The organism is Streptosporangium sp. NPDC050148 (genome assembly GCF_055586505.1).
In genome coordinates this window covers 1-15,878 of record NZ_JBVJIA010000003.1, presented here as the reverse complement: position 1 = coordinate 15,878, position 15,878 = coordinate 1, and the positions used below count along the sequence as shown (strand labels likewise).

At 72.7% G+C, this 15,878-nt stretch carries 11 protein-coding genes; 5 read left to right on the top strand and 6 right to left on the bottom strand.

Going from position 1 to position 15,878, the window contains the following annotated elements; translation table 11 throughout:
- The first annotated feature begins 603 nt into the window (after nucleotides 1-603).
- Complete coding sequence (locus ACZ6RT_RS03595; protein ID WP_470152135.1) at nucleotides 604-1,218, top strand: neutral zinc metallopeptidase; 615 nt, start codon at nucleotides 604-606, stop codon at nucleotides 1,216-1,218.
- A 37-nt stretch (nucleotides 1,219-1,255) separates the two neighbouring features.
- Here ACZ6RT_RS03595 and ACZ6RT_RS03590 read toward each other — a convergent pair whose 3' ends face one another.
- Nucleotides 1,256-1,621 carry a hypothetical protein gene (locus tag ACZ6RT_RS03590; protein ID WP_470152134.1) on the bottom strand — a complete coding sequence of 122 codons (366 nt, stop codon included), beginning with the start codon at nucleotides 1,619-1,621 and terminating at the stop codon, nucleotides 1,256-1,258.
- Nucleotides 1,622-1,807: 186 nt separating this feature from the next.
- Entirely contained in the window at nucleotides 1,808-2,371 is a 564-nt protein-coding gene (locus tag ACZ6RT_RS03585) for an ArsR/SmtB family transcription factor (protein WP_470152133.1), read from the bottom strand.
- 78 nt (nucleotides 2,372-2,449) lie between these two features.
- Here ACZ6RT_RS03585 and ACZ6RT_RS03580 point away from each other — a divergent pair, with 78 nt between their 5' ends.
- Nucleotides 2,450-3,922, top strand: coding sequence for an alpha/beta hydrolase family protein (locus ACZ6RT_RS03580; protein ID WP_470152132.1), 1,473 nt, complete (start codon nucleotides 2,450-2,452; stop codon nucleotides 3,920-3,922).
- A 138-nt stretch (nucleotides 3,923-4,060) separates the two neighbouring features.
- A complete protein-coding gene (locus ACZ6RT_RS03575; RefSeq protein WP_470152131.1) occupies nucleotides 4,061-5,215 on the top strand; it encodes a hypothetical protein in 1,155 nt (384 codons plus the stop codon).
- Nucleotides 5,216-5,303: 88 nt separating this feature from the next.
- Here the strand turns inward: ACZ6RT_RS03575 and ACZ6RT_RS03570 are convergent, their stop codons facing one another.
- Both ACZ6RT_RS03570 and ACZ6RT_RS03565 read right to left on the bottom strand, forming a co-directional pair.
- Nucleotides 5,304-6,338 carry an ion channel gene (locus ACZ6RT_RS03570; RefSeq protein WP_399185427.1) on the bottom strand — a complete coding sequence of 345 codons (1,035 nt, stop codon included), beginning with the start codon at nucleotides 6,336-6,338 and terminating at the stop codon, nucleotides 5,304-5,306.
- Between the two features lie 300 nt (nucleotides 6,339-6,638).
- A complete protein-coding gene (locus ACZ6RT_RS03565; protein ID WP_470152130.1) occupies nucleotides 6,639-7,055 on the bottom strand; it encodes a hypothetical protein in 417 nt (138 codons plus the stop codon).
- A gap of 97 nt (nucleotides 7,056-7,152) precedes the next feature.
- Here ACZ6RT_RS03565 and ACZ6RT_RS03560 point away from each other — a divergent pair, with 97 nt between their 5' ends.
- Nucleotides 7,153-9,858, top strand: a complete 2,706-nt coding sequence (locus ACZ6RT_RS03560) for a helix-turn-helix transcriptional regulator (protein WP_470152129.1) — start codon at nucleotides 7,153-7,155, stop codon at nucleotides 9,856-9,858.
- 57 nt (nucleotides 9,859-9,915) lie between these two features.
- Here ACZ6RT_RS03560 and ACZ6RT_RS03555 read toward each other — a convergent pair whose 3' ends face one another.
- Together ACZ6RT_RS03555 and ACZ6RT_RS03550 are read right to left on the bottom strand one after the other, a co-directional pair.
- Nucleotides 9,916-10,347: a VOC family protein gene (locus ACZ6RT_RS03555; RefSeq protein WP_470152128.1), complete on the bottom strand. Its 432-nt coding sequence runs from the start codon at nucleotides 10,345-10,347 to the stop codon at nucleotides 9,916-9,918.
- A 212-nt stretch (nucleotides 10,348-10,559) separates the two neighbouring features.
- Nucleotides 10,560-13,109: a discoidin domain-containing protein gene (locus tag ACZ6RT_RS03550; protein ID WP_399185433.1), complete on the bottom strand. Its 2,550-nt coding sequence runs from the start codon at nucleotides 13,107-13,109 to the stop codon at nucleotides 10,560-10,562.
- 387 nt (nucleotides 13,110-13,496) lie between these two features.
- Between ACZ6RT_RS03550 and ACZ6RT_RS03545 the strand changes: the two genes are divergently transcribed.
- Nucleotides 13,497-15,695: a transglycosylase domain-containing protein gene (locus ACZ6RT_RS03545; RefSeq protein ID WP_399185434.1), complete on the top strand. Its 2,199-nt coding sequence runs from the start codon at nucleotides 13,497-13,499 to the stop codon at nucleotides 15,693-15,695.
- The last annotated feature ends 183 nt before the right edge of the window (nucleotides 15,696-15,878 follow it).

Sequence of the window (15,878 nt, the reverse complement as noted above, 5' to 3'; positions counted from 1 at the left end):
AGAGCCGGCGCCAGTACCGGTCGAGGTCGTCGTCGGCCCAGACGGCGAGGGCCCGCGGGTCGTGCCAGAGATCCAGTCCGGCGGGTTCGGGACCGCGCAGGGTCGTGCCGTGACCGGACAGGGTCCGCCAGGTGACGGGGCCGGCGGGAGCCGTGCCGTCGGTGCCGGGGTGGAACCGGCCCTCGTACAGGCCTTCGACAAGACCGGGGGGCTTCGTCGTCGGCCGCCCGGAGGTAGGCGGTGACGACCTCTTCGGCGAGGGCGGGCAGTGTCGTGCGGCCGGAGTCTGCCGGACGCCCCCGGCCCCCGTCCATGGCGGCTTCGTGCCCGGTTTCCGTCCACGGGACGGAAACCATCGGATCGGCAGAAACCAGGCGAAAATATTCTTGTTCGGTGTTTCACGGCCCCTAAGATCCGATCATGCGTTTTCCCCTCCTTGTGGCGATTTCTGTAAGTTTTTTGCTTGTGTTGTCAGGCGCGGCTCACGGCGCCGTCCCGGATCCGGCCCCCGGCGCCCGCTACCCCATCCGCGATTCGGTCCTGACCAAGAACAAGCTTTACCGCAGCGGTGCTCTCGAGCCGAGCGAGTGCCCGGAGCGGGAGGTGAAGCCGAACCACGCCGCCTCGGCCAAGCGGTACCTGACCTCGGTGCTGAACTGCCTCAACACCTCCTGGGGCGCCCATCTCCAGCAGGCGGGCCTGCCGTTCGCCAAGGCCCGGATCGCGTTCGGCGTCAAGCCCCGGCGGTTCTGCGGGCACGTCTGGAGCAAGAGCGCCGCGGCGCAGTACTGCGGCCGGGAGCGGCGCTTCCTCGTCAAGCTGGACGACACCCTCCTCGAGGACCCCTCCGATCTGGTCCTGTTCCTGTTGGCCGCCCACGAGTACGGGCACCACATCCAGACCCTCACCGGGATGGAACGCGCCTTCGACTACCACCCGTACAAGGGGAAGCGCGAGCTGGGGGAGCAGATCCGCCGGAACGAGCTGCAGGCCGAGTGCCTGGCAGGCGTCTTCATCGGCAGCGTCTGGGACTCCCTGGACCGGACCGAGGAGGACTGGGAGTACCTGCTGGAGCTCACCCGCAGGAACGGGGACGAGAGGTACGACACCAACCACGGCAAGGGCCGTACCATCGCCACCTGGCTCGACAGGGGTTTCCGCGCCGCGTCACCGGCGGCCTGCAACACCTGGACGGTCCCGCCGTCCAGGGTGCGCTGATCCGGGAAGCCGAGCCAGGGGGTTCGGGGCGCGCTGATCAGGATGCGTCGATTCGTGCCGGGTGGACGGCTCCGTCCGGTGCGAAGCTCGGTTGTGAGTCACCTTTTTTCGGCTTTTCCATGATGGAATTTTCCACCGGGAGGAATCGCGGGGTGAAGGGCCGCACCGGGCGGACGCCTTCCGGGTAGCGCCATAGGACCGTCGCGCCGAAGTCGTCGGCGGACGCCGCGAGCGGGCCGGGGGCCGCATGGACGACGGGCCGTGAGCGGGTCGCCTCCGGCCGCACGGTCTTGGCGGACCCGGCCGGGGCGCCTGGCGTCCGCCCGGGACGACGGGCGGAGAGCGGGAGCAGGGGGAGGACGACGGCCGCCACGACGGCGTCGATCAGCGCGTCGAACGGCATCCGCCCGCCTCCTCCCGCAGGTCGGGTACGCGGTGGCGCGGGAAGACTTCGCGGTCCGTCGTCGGAGCGGGACGGCCGGGACGGCCGGGATCGGTGGATCGTTTCACGCCCCGTTGGATGCACGCCGGAAGGGTTTCGTTCTCGGCTCCGGGAACTCGTCTCCCGGGACCTGCCCGGTGGTCGCCGTCAGCCGTCCTCGGCGGGGAAGGCGAAGAGCCGGACGAACATCGGCCGCGCGTCCGGGGAGGCGTCCTCGGCCCGGGGGCTGTGCTTTTTCAGCACCTTCATGTAGGCCTCGAAGAACTCCTCGAACTCCTGCGCGGTCATCCGGGCGATACCGCGTGACGCCTTGACCCAGTGGGGCTCGCGCTCGTAGATCTCGGGAAGGCGCTGGAAGAGCGCGAGATCCTCCTCCAGGCCGATCCGGTGGAACTCCGCGAGCACGGGACGGTCCTCGGGGGCGAGCAGGTCGGGGGTGGGCAGCCGCATGTCCCTGGGCTCCTCGGTCCTGCGCCACCAGCGTTCCCTGCCCGCCGAGTGACCGGGGACCTCTTCGACGAAGCCGTACTTCTCCAGCTGCCGCAGGTGGTAGCTGGTGGTGCCGGTCTTGGCGCCGAGCAGGTCGGCGAGGGTCGTCGAGGTCGCCGAGCCGTGCAGGGAGAGGTGGCGCAGCATGAGCCGGCGCATGGGATGCGCGAGCGCCTTGAGCCGGGCCGGGTCGTCGAGAAGGAACGAGTCCTCATCCTTCATGATGAGCAGCCTAGTCCTACAGAAGGGTCTCTGCAGGAAAGGGTTTGCAGAGACTTCTCTGCAGAGTACGTTCGGCATATGACACCTCATCTCCTCGTCGTGACCGCGGCCCTGTTCCTGTCGGCCCTCTCGCCTCCAGCGGGCCCTTCGCCCGCGGAGCCCTCACCTGCCGGGACGCCCTCCTCGGTGTCGTCGTCCGCCGGGCCTCCGCTCGTCGTTCCCGCCGACCTGAGGACGGTGCCGGTGAGTTTCGGCGGCTCGGAGGGGCTGCCGCTGCACGGCACGGTCCTGTCACCGATCGCGGCGAGACCCGGCCGGCCGGGCGTCGTCCTGGTGCACGGGGCGGGTACGGGCACGCCCCGCACGAAGCTGCTGACCGAGGCCGTCGAGTTCGCCCGCCAGGGGCTGTCCGTGCTGATCTACGACAAGCGCTCGAAGGGCTACTCGCTCTTCGAGCGGTCCTACGCGCGGCTCGCCAGCGACGCGCTCGGCGCGGTGACCGCACTGCGTTCCCAGCCGGGCGTCGATCCGGCCAAGGTCGGCCTCTGGGGGCTCAGCGAGGGGGGCTGGGTCGCCCCGCTCGCGGCCTCCCGTTCGCGGGACGTCGCCTTCGTGATCGTCGTGGGGGCGAACAGCGGCCCGCCGCTGCGCCAGCAGACCTGGGCCGTGGCGGCCGGGCTGCGCAAGGCCGGGGTCTCCGGTTCGCTCGTCGACCGGGCCGAGCCGCACATGTACCGGATGATCGCGGACGGCGGCCTGTTCCCCGAGCCCTACTACGACCCGAGGCCGGTCATCGCCGCGCTACGCCGGCCGGTGCTCGGCATCTGGGGCGTCCACGACCTGCTCACCCCGCCCGAGGAGAGTCCGCGAGGGTTCGCCGAGGCGCTGGAGAAGGGCGGCAACCGGCACTACACGTTCCGGTTCTTCGCCAACGCCGACCACGCCGCCCACCGCACCCCCGACGGGGGCGTCACCCGGCTGCCGGAGCTGGCACCCGGCTACGCGGCCCTGGTCGGTTCCTGGGTGCACGGCGTCACCGCGGGCGAGCCGCCCGGGACGCGCTGGTCGGGACCCGATCCGGTGCAGGACGCCCCGACGGTGCCGATGGATCCTCCGGCCGGCTGGGAGTCGTCGAACGTCCAGCTGGCGGCGCTGACGCTGCTCGTGGCCGCGTTCGCCGCCTATCCGGTGATCGCCCTGGTGCGCCGTCTGCGCGGCCGCTCGCGGACGCCGGTGACCCGGGCCGCCCGGCTCCTGAGCGCCGGAGGGCTCACGGCGGTGCTGGGATCGTTCTGCTACCTGACCTACCTGCTGATGACGGGAGGCAAGCTGGCCACCACCGGTCCGGTGCTGGCGGGGCGCCCGCTCGTCTGGCTGGCGCTGCAGGCCCTGGCGGTTGCCTCGGTGGTCGCGGCGATCCTCACCGCGCTGGCCTGGCGTCGCAACGCCGCCTCCGTCCCCGCGGGGGAACGGGTACGGCTCGGCCTCCTGCTCTGCGGCGGGCTGGTGTTCGTCCCCTGGTCCCTCTACTGGGGACTGCTCCTTCCCTGACGACCTGCGACGACACAGGACGGCGCAGGATGCGGGGGACGGGGCCGGGACGGGGCGTGGCACGCCCGGGAAGCCCGGCGGGCAGGGCGGCCGAAAACCCTTTCCCGGGGTCGTGGGCCCGTTGGTATGGTGCCGGAAGTGGGAGACGATCAGGCACGCCCCGCGGGGATCGCGGGGAGCGCGTCCACCGGCGGGCTCCTGGAGATCGCCTGTGACGAGTCCGGCTCGGAGGGCGAGAAGCTCATCGGCGGGAACACCGACGTCTTCGCGCACGCCGGGGTGGGGCTGAGCGTCGCCTCGGCCGCGGAGTGCGTCCAGGAGACGCGGAACAGGATCCGGTCCCCCGCGGTGGAGTACAAGGCGAACCACCTGCTCCGCGAGAAGCACCGGGCCGTCCTCGAATGGCTGCTCGGGCCGTCGGGGCCGATTCACGGCAACGCGCACGTCCACCTGGTCGACAAGGAGTTCCTCCTCGTCGGCAGGCTCGTCGAGCTGCTGGCCGGGGAGATCACCGGGCAGGCCGCCCGGCCCGTGGACGGGGGCCCGTACCGGGACCCGCGCGCCGGGCAGGCGGCCCTGGTCCTGTACCGCGACGGCCGGGAGGTGTTCGGCCGGCGGCGATGGGACGCCTTCCTGGAGTCGTTCAACGACCTCGTGCGGGCCAGGACGCCCGCCGAGGCGTTCTTCCGGGCGGCGGACGCCCTGCGGTCCGCCGCCGCCCCGGAGCCGGTGGCGGGGATCGTGGCGTCGCTGGCGCGGGCCGGGCCGCACGCGGACCTCCTGCGGGGGCGGCCCGCGGGCGACGCGGCGATGCCGGTGCTGGACCCGCTGATCCCGGCCATCGTCCAGGCCGTCCTGCACTGGGGGCGGGACGGGGCGTCCGTCTCGATCGTCCACGACCGGCACAACGCGCTGACGCCGGAGCGGGTCGCGCGGCTCACGGAGCTCACGGAGCTCACGGAGCTGGCGCGGTCGGCAGAGCTCGCGGGGCTCGCGGAGCTCGCGGGGACGCCCGGGGGTCCGGTCGTTCCCGGCCGTTCCGGGGCGGTGCGGCCGGCCGGTCTCAGGCTCGTCGACTCCATATCGGACCCGCGGGTCCAGGTGGCCGACTTCCTGGCCGGCGTGGCGCGCAGGGTGGCGTCGGACGAGCTCAACGGCCGGGGCGACACCGGCCTGGTGACGCTGCTGCGGCCGTACGTGACCCCGTCGTCGATCTGGGGGGACCCCGGCAGCCGGCTGCTGCCCGCGCGGGACCGCGAGGAGACCGGCCGGGCTCGCGCGGGGCGGCCGTGACCTCGACGGGGAGGCCGGCCGGGTTCGCGCGGGGCGGTGGTGACCTCGACGGGGGAGGCCGGCCGGGTCGTGACCTGTCCGGGGAAGGTCAGGCGGGTTCGCGCAGGGCGGCCGTGACCTCGTCGGGGGTGAGCCTGCGGGAGGCGACGTAGTACAGCACGGCTCCGGCCGGGAGCAGGGTCTGCCAGCCGGGGTTGACCAGCAGGGTGTCGCCGTCGCGCGCGGCGAGCAGGGTGGCGCCGTACCGCCGGCCCAGGGCGATCTGGCAGCGCTCGACCGGGACCGTGCCCAGGGCGCCGGGCAGCCGCAGCGAGTAGGTGTCGGCCCCGCCGTGGGTCATCAGCTGCGTGTAGACCTCGGTGATGCCGGGGTCCTTCAGCTCCTCGGTGATCATGTGAGGGCTGTGCCACTGGACGCACCGCACCCGCTCGTCGACGTAGCGCATCTGCCGGATCCTGCCCAGGTCGCGCAGGGCCACGACCAGGTGGGCCCCGTCGGCGACGTGGGCGGCGGTGATCGCGATCGCCAGGGCCTCGTTGTCGTCGCGGGCGTCGACCAGGACGCTGTGGGCCCGGTGCACCCCGGCCCGGCGCAGCACGCCGTCGTCGGTCGGATCTCCCCGTACGAACGTGATGTCGCGGTCGGGCATCGGATGGGCGGGCACGTCGTTCCCGGCGCAGAGCACGATGCGGGTCGAGCCGTCGGCGGTCAGCTCCTCCACCATCTGCTCGGTCCGTCCGGGCGTGTAGCCGAGCAGCACGATGTGGCCGGAGGAGTCCGCCGTGAGGGAGCCCTGCATCCTTCGTCCCTTCGCTCGTTCCAAGGTCGCCGACAGGCGGGTGAAGACCGTCGTCAGTGTCGCGATGCCGCCGATGATGACGTAGACGCCCACGACGTGCCCGAGGGCCGACTCCGGGTACAGGTCGCCGTACCCGACGGTCGCGGCGGTGACGACGAAGTACCACCAGTAGTTGGCCGGTTCGACGATCGGGCTGCCCGGGGGCTCCGCGAGCGCCATCAGGGGCCAGCTGGTCACGAACACCAGGCTGAAGACGAGGACCGGGGTCCACCACGTTCCGAGCAGCCTGAACCTGACCAGCAGGCGGGCTAAGAAGATCGGCACGCTTCCTCCGTCGGGAAAGCTCGGGTGCCGTCACCTTAACCGGACAAAACCCTTGAGGGGTGATTGGACCCGTGGATAGGTCCCGGATCGAGACATCGCAGGTGGGAGGGGGTGTTCCCGCTCGTGGGGGCCGGTGGGTCCCGATGCCGCGGGAGCGCTGGCCGTTCCTGTCGTCCGGCTCTGTCGATCGGCCCGCGCGGGCCGGTGACCGTGGTGCGGCGGGGGCGACGAGCGTCCCCTCACGCGGTCCCGCGCGGGCCGATGGGCGATGCCGCGGTGCGGCCGGAGGCGGCCACCGTCTCAGGAGGCCTTGCGCAGGCCGGCGAACTGCAGCGCGGTGAGGCCGGCGACCGCCACCGCCTGCGCGATCACCAGGGCGGTGCCGAGGCCGGTCAGCGGGAACCAGCCGGCCACGAGCGACTCCACGCTGGCGGCCACCCAGGCGACGTTGACGGCCATCGTGACGCCCACGGCGACCCTGCTCACCGCGGGTCGGGAGGCGATCAGGAACAGGACCGCCGCGAAGGCGACCAGGAAGGCCCCGGCCGGGTAGAGGAAGGCGGCGGGCAGACCGAACAGCTCGCCGAAGACCGCCGCGGCGGCGACGTAGAGGACGCCGTTGGCGCCCGAGGCGATCGCGTCCGCCTTGAGGGCGAGACGCAGCATCCCGGCGTCGGTGACGGTCCTGGGGGTGCGGGTGATACCTGCGGTGGCCATCTGGAGGTCCCTTCGTGGTGCGAAAGTGCTGATGACCATGAAATTACGCGGGTCCGCCCTCGCCCGAATCAGTCATCGTGACGGTAGGTTCCTGACCGTGCTGTACGGACGGGCGGGTGAACAGGAGCGGATCGAACGGCTCCTGGCCGAGGCCGGGACGGGCCGGAGCGGCGTCCTGGTCGTCCGGGGCCAGGCCGGCATCGGCAAGTCGGCGCTCCTGGACCACGCCGCCGCGCGGGCGCGGGACATGCGGGTGCTGCGCGGCGTCGGCATCGAGTCCGAGGCCGAGCTGCCCTTCGCCGCGCTCCACCTCCTCCTGCGCGGCGGGCTCGACCGCGTGCACGCGCTGCCCGCCGCCCAGGCCGCCGCGCTCCGCGGTGCCCTCGGCCTGGACGACACCGCCCCGGAGAACCGGTTCCTGGTCGGGCTGGCCACGCTGAGCCTGCTCTCCGAGCTGGCCGGGGACGGCGCGCTGCTCTGCCTGGTCGACGACGCGCAGTGGTTCGACCGGGCGTCCCTGGACGCGCTGGTCTTCGCCGCCCGGCGCCTCGACACCGAGGGCGTCGTCATGATCTTCGCCGCCCGCCCGGAGTTCCAGGCCGCGGGCCTGCCCGAGCTGACGCTGGGCGGGCTGGACGGCGAGGCCGCCGCGGCCCTGCTGCCGCCGGGGCTCCCGCCGCAGGTGCGCGAGCGCCTGATCGAGGAGTCCGGCGGCAACCCGCTGGCGCTCATCGAGCTTCCCGCCGCGCTCACCGCCGAGCAGCGGGCGGGGCGGCTCTCACCGGTGGGGGCGATGCCGGTCGCCGACCGGGTCAGGGAGGCGTTCCAGGCGCAGATGGCCGCGCTCGGCGAGGAGGCGCGCACCGCGCTGCTGATCGCGGCGGCGGACGGCTCGGGCGAGCTCGGGACGGTGGTGGGCGCGGGCGCCTCCCTGGACGGCCTGGAGTCGGCCGAGCGGAGCCGGCTGGTCGAGATCACCGGGACGACCGTCGGGTTCCGCCACCCGCTGATCAGGGCGGCCGCCTACCAGAGCGCGCCGGTGACCCGGCGTCTGGCCGCGCACCGGGCCCTGGCCGGAGCCCTGGCCGGATCGGCCTCCGGTGGCGCGGCCGACCGCCGGGCCTGGCATCTGGCCGCCGCCGCGCTCGGCCCCGACGAGGCGGTGGCGCGGGAGCTGGAGGAGGCCGCGGAACGGGCGCGTACCCGGGGCGGCGGCGCCGCGGTCGCCGCCGCCTACGAGCGGGCCGCCGAGCTCACCGCCGATCCGGTACGGCGGTCGGCGCGGCTGGCCGCCGCCGCGCTGGCGGCCAGCGACGCCGGGCTGATGAGCCGTGCCGCCGCGCTCGCCGACCGCGCCGCGCCCGACGTGGACGACCCCGGGGTGATCACCGCGTTGATCCAGGTGCGCACCCATCGCGAGTTCGAGTCGGGTACGCCGCTCGCGGCGGGCCGGATCATCATGGACGGGGTCCCCCGGGTGGCGGCCCGCTCCCGGGAGCAGGCCACCTGGTTGCTGGTGGAGGCCGTCCGCTGCGCCTGGTTCGCCGGTGACGCGCGGTCCGCCGAGGAGGCGGCAGCGAGCCTGCGCGCGCTCCCCGCGGTCGAGTCGTCGCTGGTCGACGGGGCGCTCGGGCTGGCCCGGCTGCTGGGCGGTGACGCCGGGGGCGGGATCGAGCTCATGGGCCGGGCGGTCGACGACCACGCCGCAGAGGGACTGGGGGTGCCGGGGCTGACGTTCATCGCCTCCCTGTGCCTCCCGCTGGACCGTCCCGGCCGTCACGAGGAGATCGCCGGGCGGATCGTGGCGGACTGCCAGCGGAGCGGGATGATCGGCTGGCTCCCCATGGCGCTCCACGACCAGGGACTCGCCCAGGGGTGGCTCGGCCGCTACGGCGAGGCCAGGGCGACGTTGAACGCGGGGCTGCGGCTGGCCGCGGACCTGGGACACGAGCACCGCCTCACCCATCTGACCTGCTCCCTGGCCTGGGTGCTCGCCCACCAGGGCGAGACGGAGGACTGCCGCGCCCTCGCCACGCGGGGCGTCGCCAGGGCCGAGCGGCAGGGGCTGGCGCTCGCGGCGGTCGTCGGACGCTGGGCGCTCGGCGTGCTCGACCTCGGCCTGGGCGATCCGGAGGCCGCCCTGAGGCGGCTGGAGGAGATCCCCCCGTCGCCCGTCGCCGCCCCGGCCGCCGACCAGGTCGAGGCGGCCGTCCGCGCCGGCCGGCCGGAACGGGCTCGGGAACCGCTGGCCCGGTACCTGGCCTGGGCGCGGCACGTCCACCGGCCGTCGTCGGACGCGGTCGCCCTGCGCTGCCGCGCCCTCGTCGAGGACGACGAGGCGCACTTCGCGGCGGCCGTGCGCCTGCACGAGCGGGACGACCGGCCGTACGAGCGGGCCAGGACGCAGCTGGCCTACGGCGAGTGGCTGCGGCGGGCGCGGCGGCGCGCGGACGCCCGGGCGCGCCTGCGCGAGGCCCTGGAGACCTTCGACCGGCTCGGCGCGGAGCCCTGGGCCGAGCGTGCCCGCACCGAGCTGCGCGCGACCGGGGACGTGCCGGCCGCGCCGCGCAGGGCGGGCGACCCGCTCAGCGTGCTCACCCCCCAGGAGCGCCACATCGTACGGCTGGCGGCGGAGGGCGCCTCCAACCGGGACATCGCCGCCCGGCTCTTCCTCAGCCCCCGGACCGTCGGCTACCACCTCTACAAGGCGTTCCCCAAGCTGGGCATCACCTCCCGGGGGCAGCTGGCCGGCCTCACCCGGCCCGTGGACGGGCCCGGCGCGGAGGGGGACACCGGGCGCTGATCCGGGGCCGGGGGCTCGCAGGCCGCGGCGGGACGGGCCGGTGGCCGGGCGCGCCGGTCAGGTCGCGAAGATCTGCGACTCGTCGGCGAACGCCTTGAACTCCAGGGCGTTGCCGGCCGGGTCGAGCAGGAACATCGTCCACTGCTCGCCGGGCCGTCCCTCGAAGCGCAGGTAGGGCTCGATGACGAACGCGGTGCCCGCGGCCCGGAGCCGGTCGGCCAGTTCGTGGAACCGCGGGACGTCCAGGATCAGGCCGAAGTGCGGGACCGGCACGTCGTGGCCGTCGACCGCGTTGTGCGCCCGCCGCGCCGGGGACGGGGCGAGGTGGGTGACGAACTGGTGGCCGCGCAGGTTCCAGTCGATCCAGGTGTCGGACTCGCGTCCCCGCTCGCAGCCCAGCACCTCGCCGTAGAACCGGCCCGCGGCCCGAAGGTCGTCGACGGGCACGGCCAGGTGGAACCGGGGGATCGATGCGTCGGCCGTGGTCATCGGTGCTCCTGCCTTCCGAAGGACCGCTCGCGCGTCGGACGCGGGCGCTGCCCACATGGTAGACAGCCCCGCTCCCGGGGAGCGGCCGCCGTCCCGGGGCGCGAAAAAGGCCGTGGGCCTTCCGGGTGACGGAAGGCCCACGGCGGGGGGTGGACGCCTGATCAGCGAGGAGAGCGCTGTTACCACCGCTGATCAGGCGGGCTCGGGGTCTCTCAGGGGTAAGAGGCGATCTTGGACGGGATGGTCTCGACGCCCTGGGCGGGGCCGCCGACGCCGTTGATGACGTGGTTGATCCGGCCGTTGCCGCCGAGGGAGACGGTGAGCAGGCTGTGGAACTTCACGCCCGGCTTCACCGGGGTCTCGAAGGCGTTCTCCACCTCGATCGTCGGGTCGACGTTGAAGTAGACGTAGCTGCCCATGCCCCAGCCCTCGTGGACGTCGACCGCCGGGCCGACCTTGTAGGCAGCCCATCCCTTGGTGCTGCCGTTCATGTAGGCGGCCTGGTTCGGCGGGTCGTAGGCCTTCTCGTTCTGGAAGAAGATCGTCCGGCCGCGCTCGCCGTACCACTCGACGTCGTACTTGCGGTAGTGCTCGACGAACAGGCCGGTGGCCAGGACGTCGTCACCGTTGACGATCAGGCCGGTCTCGGCGGTGTTGACGTCCCAGCCGATGCCCTCGCCGTGGTCGCCGCGCCAGAGCCAGGTGTGGTCGATGATCACGTCATCGCTGTTGATCACGACGCTGGTGGTGGCGTTGCCGGCGAAGGCGCCGCCGATGCGGACGAAGACGTCCTGCAGCGTGGTCGGGTTGGCGGCGTGGTCCGCGCTGGAGCCCTGCGGGCCGACCTCGATCAGCACGTCGGACTTCTGCGGGCCCGCGTCGACCAGGAAGCCGGCGAGCTTCACGCCGTCCACGTCGGCCACCTTGACCGCGCTGACCCCGTTGCGCGGGATGAGCGTCGCCAGGCCGAGTCCCAGGACCACGGTGTTCGCCCGGTTCACGGCGATCGGCTGGTCGATGTTGTAGATGCCGGGGGTGAGCAGCAGGTGCAGGCCCTGGGCGAGCGCGGCGTTGATCCGCGCGGCCGTGTCGGAGGGCTTGGCCACGTAGAACTGCGACAGCGGGATCGAGGTGCCGGGGGTGGACCCGTTCGCCCAGCTCACGCCGCGCGCGTTCGTCCGCTTGGCCGGGACGAACACCCGGTACTCGTTGCCGGAGACGTACAGGTAGGGCTTCTCGCGGCTGATCGGGGTGGTGTCCAGCGTGGTGTAGGACTTGCCGAGGAAGTCGGTGGCGGGTGCGCCCTCGACCCCGGAGAAGACCATGTTCCACACGCCGTTGACCCAGCCGCCCACGGAGCTGTCGCGGGTGTACCACTGCTGCTGGGAGTACGGGCCGACCGCGCCGTCGATCTTGCTGTCGGCGATGTAGCCGCCGCTGGCCCAGCCGTAGCCGGTGGGGGCCAGGTTCAGCGCGCCCTTGATGTGCATGCGGCGGAACGGCGCGGCCTGGGAGACGGCCCACTGGTTGGTGCCGCCGGGGGGCTGCACCGACAGGTTCTCGGTCGAGCGCCAGAAGTTCTGGGTCGCGTTGCCGCCGAACCAGCCCGCGTCCACGGTCACGCCGTTGAGGGTGACGTCGTCGGGGTTCTGGCCCAGGCCCACGATCGAGGTGTAGAAGCCGACCTTGGCGTTCACCGGGTAGGAGCCGGGCTTGAACAGGAAGGCGTGCCGCCCGGTGCCGAACTGCGCCGACTCCTGCTGCTGGAACACGCTGTCCAGCCGGCTCTGGATGGTCGCGGCGGGCGTCGACGGGTCGAAGACGTGGACGTTCGGGCCCAGGTCCCCGCCGCCGGGGATGACCGGGTCGTCACCCGAGGTGGTGTGCACGGCGAACTCCCACAGTGAGTAGCCGTAGCCGGTGGCCCGCGCGGTGCCGAGCATCCGCACGTAGCGACCGGAACCGCTGACGTCGTACGACTGCGTGCCGCCGGTCGCGCCGGTGACCGACTTCAGGTCGGTCCAGTTGGTGCCGTCGGCCGAGGACTGGAGCTTGAAGGCGGACGCGTACGCGGCCTCCCAGCGCAGGTCGATCCTGCAGATGGTCCGGGTGGAGCCGAGGTCCACCCGGACCCACTGCGGGTCGGCGGCCGCGCTGGCCCACCGGGTGCCGGTGTTGCCGTCGAAGGCGGCGCTCGCCGGGGTGCCGGCGTTCTCCGTGGAGGAGGCGGTGGCGGCCTTGTTCAGGGCGGCGTTGGCGGTCCCGCAGCCGGGCACCGGGTCCGAGGTGCCGCTGTAGACCTGGAACTCCCACAGCGAGTAGCCGTAGCCGGTGGCCCGCGCGGTGCCGAGCATCCGGACGTAGCGGCCGGTGCCGCTGACGTCCCAGGTGTCGATGCCGCCGTCGCCGCCGGTGACGGTCTTCAGGTCCGTCCAGGAGGTCCCGTTCGGGGAGACCTGGATCTTGTAACCGCTCGCGTAGGCGGCCTCCCAGTTCAGCACGACCCTGCTGACGGAGGTCGAGGCGCCGAGGTCGATCTGGAGCCACTGGGAGTCGGTGGCCGCGCTGGACCAGCGGGTCGCGGTGTTGCCGTCGACCGCGAGGGCCGGGGCGGTGCCGCCGTTCTCGGTCGACGAGGCCGTCGCGGTCTTGCCCTGCGACACCAGCGTGTCGGCGAATGCGGGAAGGGGCGGGGCGGCGATCAGGGCCGCCAGGACCGCCGATGCGGTCCATAAGGCGGCAGGTCGGAACAGACCTCTCATGCGTGTCTCCACAGTGGATCCGGGGGGTGAAAAATCCAACGGCAGATGAGGCGCGACTTACGTGAGGCAGTAAATCAACGCTTATTTCTACACTTAATTTAACTTGTCGGAAACAGCGGGTCAATAGATGACGCCCGTCCGTCCTCCTCCCCGAGGTCCCGGCCGTGCGGGGCCCGCTCGGGGACCCGCACCGACGGGAGCCGGCCGCGCGGGACCGGCCTGCCCGGGACCCGTCCGACCGCGGAGTCACCTGCCCGGGACCCGCCCCTGTCGAGGGGGCGGTCACGGACGACCCGAGCCCCGGGCGACCGCCCGCGCCTTCCCCCAGCGGCCGGTAATAAGTGCGTCATGTGCCGGAAGACCTTTTGAAGCCAATAATCTGGTCCCATGCCAGAACGGGGTGAGGACCAGCAGGAGACCCGTCAGGGGACGGGGTCGCAGATCACACGCCTGCTCGCCGTCGGAGCCGCGGCGGGCGTGCTGGTCGCGGGGATCGCGTTGCCGGCCGTGGGCGGTGCGGGCCTGGGGATCGTGTCGGCCGTCGAGGAGGTCAACCTCAAGCCCGAGGAGCTCGTCGAGCCTCCGCCCGCGGAGGTCACGATCGTCCAGGACGCCAGGGGCAAGGAGATCGCGCGGTTCTACGAGGAGTACCGCGAGGCCGTCAGGCTCGACCAGGTGGCCGAGGTCATGAAGACGGCGATCATCTCGATCGAGGACGACCGGTTCTACCAGCACGGCGCCATCGACCTGGAGGGCACGATCCGCGCGCTCGCCAAGAACCTGTCGTCGGGCGGGGTGAGCCAGGGCGGGTCGAGCATCACCCAGCAGTACGTCAAGCAGGTGCTGCTCAACGCCGCCGACACCGAGGAGGAGCAGAACAAGGCGCTGGAGGCCAGCTACGCGCGCAAGCTCAACGAGCTGCGCCACGCCATGGCGGTGGAGGAGAAGTACACCAAGGACCAGATCCTGGAGAAGTACCTGAACATCGCCTACTTCGGTGCGAGCGCCTACGGCGTCGAGGCCGCGGCCGAGCGCTTCTTCGGCGTCAAGGCCGCCGACCTGACCCTGCCGCAGGCGGCGACGCTGGCGGGCGCCGTGCAGGACCCCAACGCCACCGACCCCAACCTGGGCAGGAAGCACCGCGAGCGGCTGCTGAACCGGCGCAACATCGTGCTGAACCGGATGGCGGAGCTCGGCAAGATCACCAAGGCCGAGGCGGAGAAGGCCAAGGCCGCCAAGCTCGGCTACAAGGACACGAAGCTCCCCGGCGGATGCGAGTCCAGCAGGTACGCGTACTTCTGCATCTACGTCCGCAACGAGATCCTGAGCAACCCCGACTTCGGCAAGACGGCCAAGGCCCGCCTGGGGTTCCTCAACCGCGGCGGCCTGACGATCAGGACCACGCTCGACCCGTCCATGCAGGCGGCGGCGGACAGGGCGATCAGGAAGTGGGTGCACGCCTCCGACCACCAGGTCGCGTCCGAGGCCCTGGTCCAGCCGGGCACCGGGGCGATCAAGGCCATGGCGGCGAGCCGGAAGTACGGGCGGAGCAAGGCCAGGAACGAGATGTCGTACAACGTGGTCGCGGACGCCGCGCACGGCGGCGGCGTCGGCTTCCAGGCGGGCTCGACCTTCAAGACCTTCACCCTGATCGCCGCCCTGAAGAAGGGCATGAAGGTGAACGACGGCTTCAGCGTCGGCGCCGGGTACACCGCGCCGAGCTACTCGGCGTTCAGGAACTGCGCGGGCGAGGCCGTCGGCGACCCGCGTCACACCGTCACCAACGACGAGGGCTCGCCGGGCTGGAGGACGCTGCAGACCGGCACCTGGGGTTCGGTGAACACCTTCTTCATGACGCTGGAGCAGCGGGTCGGGCTCTGCGAGACGGTCAAGGTGGCCAAGTCGCTGGGCATCCACCGGTCCGACGGGCTGAAGCTCCAGGAGTACGAGACGTTCACGCTCGGCACCAACGAGATGGACCCGGTGACGGTGGCGAACGCCTACGCCGCGATCGCCGCCCGCGGCCAGTACTGCGCGCCGATGGCGATCTCCCGGATCACCGACCGCTACGGCAAGACCACCACCTACAAGCCCAAGTGCCGCCGGGCGCTCGACCCCGAGGTCGCCGACGCCGCGGCCGACGTGCTGTCGGGGGTGTTCACCAAGGGCACGATGCGGGGCGTCGGCGGCATCGGGCGTGACGCGGCCGGCAAGACCGGGACCACCGACGGCTACGCCAGCGCCTGGTTCGCCGGGTTCACCCCGGACCTGGCCGGTGCGGTCAGCGTGGGCGACCCGCGCGGCTCGCAGAAGTACAAGCTGACCGGCGTCACCATCGGCGGGCGGTACTACGGCTCGGTGGCCGGGGCCAGCATCCCGGGGCCGATCTGGAGGGACACGATGCTGGCGGCGCTGCGGAAGGTCGACCCGAGCTCGTTCACGCCGATCAACGCGGAGCGGTTCGGCGGCTGCGGTCAGAGCTGCCAGCCGGCCCCGCCGCCCTCGGACGACGACGCCACCGTGGACGGCACCGACGACGGGGGCACCGACGGCGGGACGGAGATCCTGGCCGACCCGGACGACTGACGCGCCTTCGGGTCCCGTACGACCGGCAGGGGATCCGGATGATCGGCGCGGTGCCGGGCCGGGACGGTGGGGCGTGACGCGGGGGGGGGGGGGGGGGGGGGGGGGGGGGGGGGGGGGGGGGGGGGGGGGGGGAGGGGGAGCGGGCGCGCGGCGCCGTCCGTACTCTCTCCCGTCTCTCTGGCC

Bases quoted from the DNA above. Each gene is read 5' to 3' on its own strand.
- ACZ6RT_RS03590 (WP_470152134.1), bottom strand. From the start codon at position 1,621: ATGCCGTTCGACGCGCTGATCGACGCCGTCGTGGCGGCCGTCGTCCTC.
- ACZ6RT_RS03585 (WP_470152133.1), bottom strand. From the start codon at position 2,371: ATGAAGGATGAGGACTCGTTCCTTCTCGACGACCCGGCCCGGCTCAAG.
- ACZ6RT_RS03580 (WP_470152132.1), top strand. From the start codon at position 2,450: ATGACACCTCATCTCCTCGTCGTGACCGCGGCCCTGTTCCTGTCGGCC.
- ACZ6RT_RS03565 (WP_470152130.1), bottom strand. From the start codon at position 7,055: ATGGCCACCGCAGGTATCACCCGCACCCCCAGGACCGTCACCGACGCC.
- ACZ6RT_RS03555 (WP_470152128.1), bottom strand. From the start codon at position 10,347: ATGACCACGGCCGACGCATCGATCCCCCGGTTCCACCTGGCCGTGCCC.
- ACZ6RT_RS03550 (WP_399185433.1), bottom strand. From the start codon at position 13,109: ATGAGAGGTCTGTTCCGACCTGCCGCCTTATGGACCGCATCGGCGGTC.
- ACZ6RT_RS03545 (WP_399185434.1), top strand. From the start codon at position 13,497: ATGCCAGAACGGGGTGAGGACCAGCAGGAGACCCGTCAGGGGACGGGG.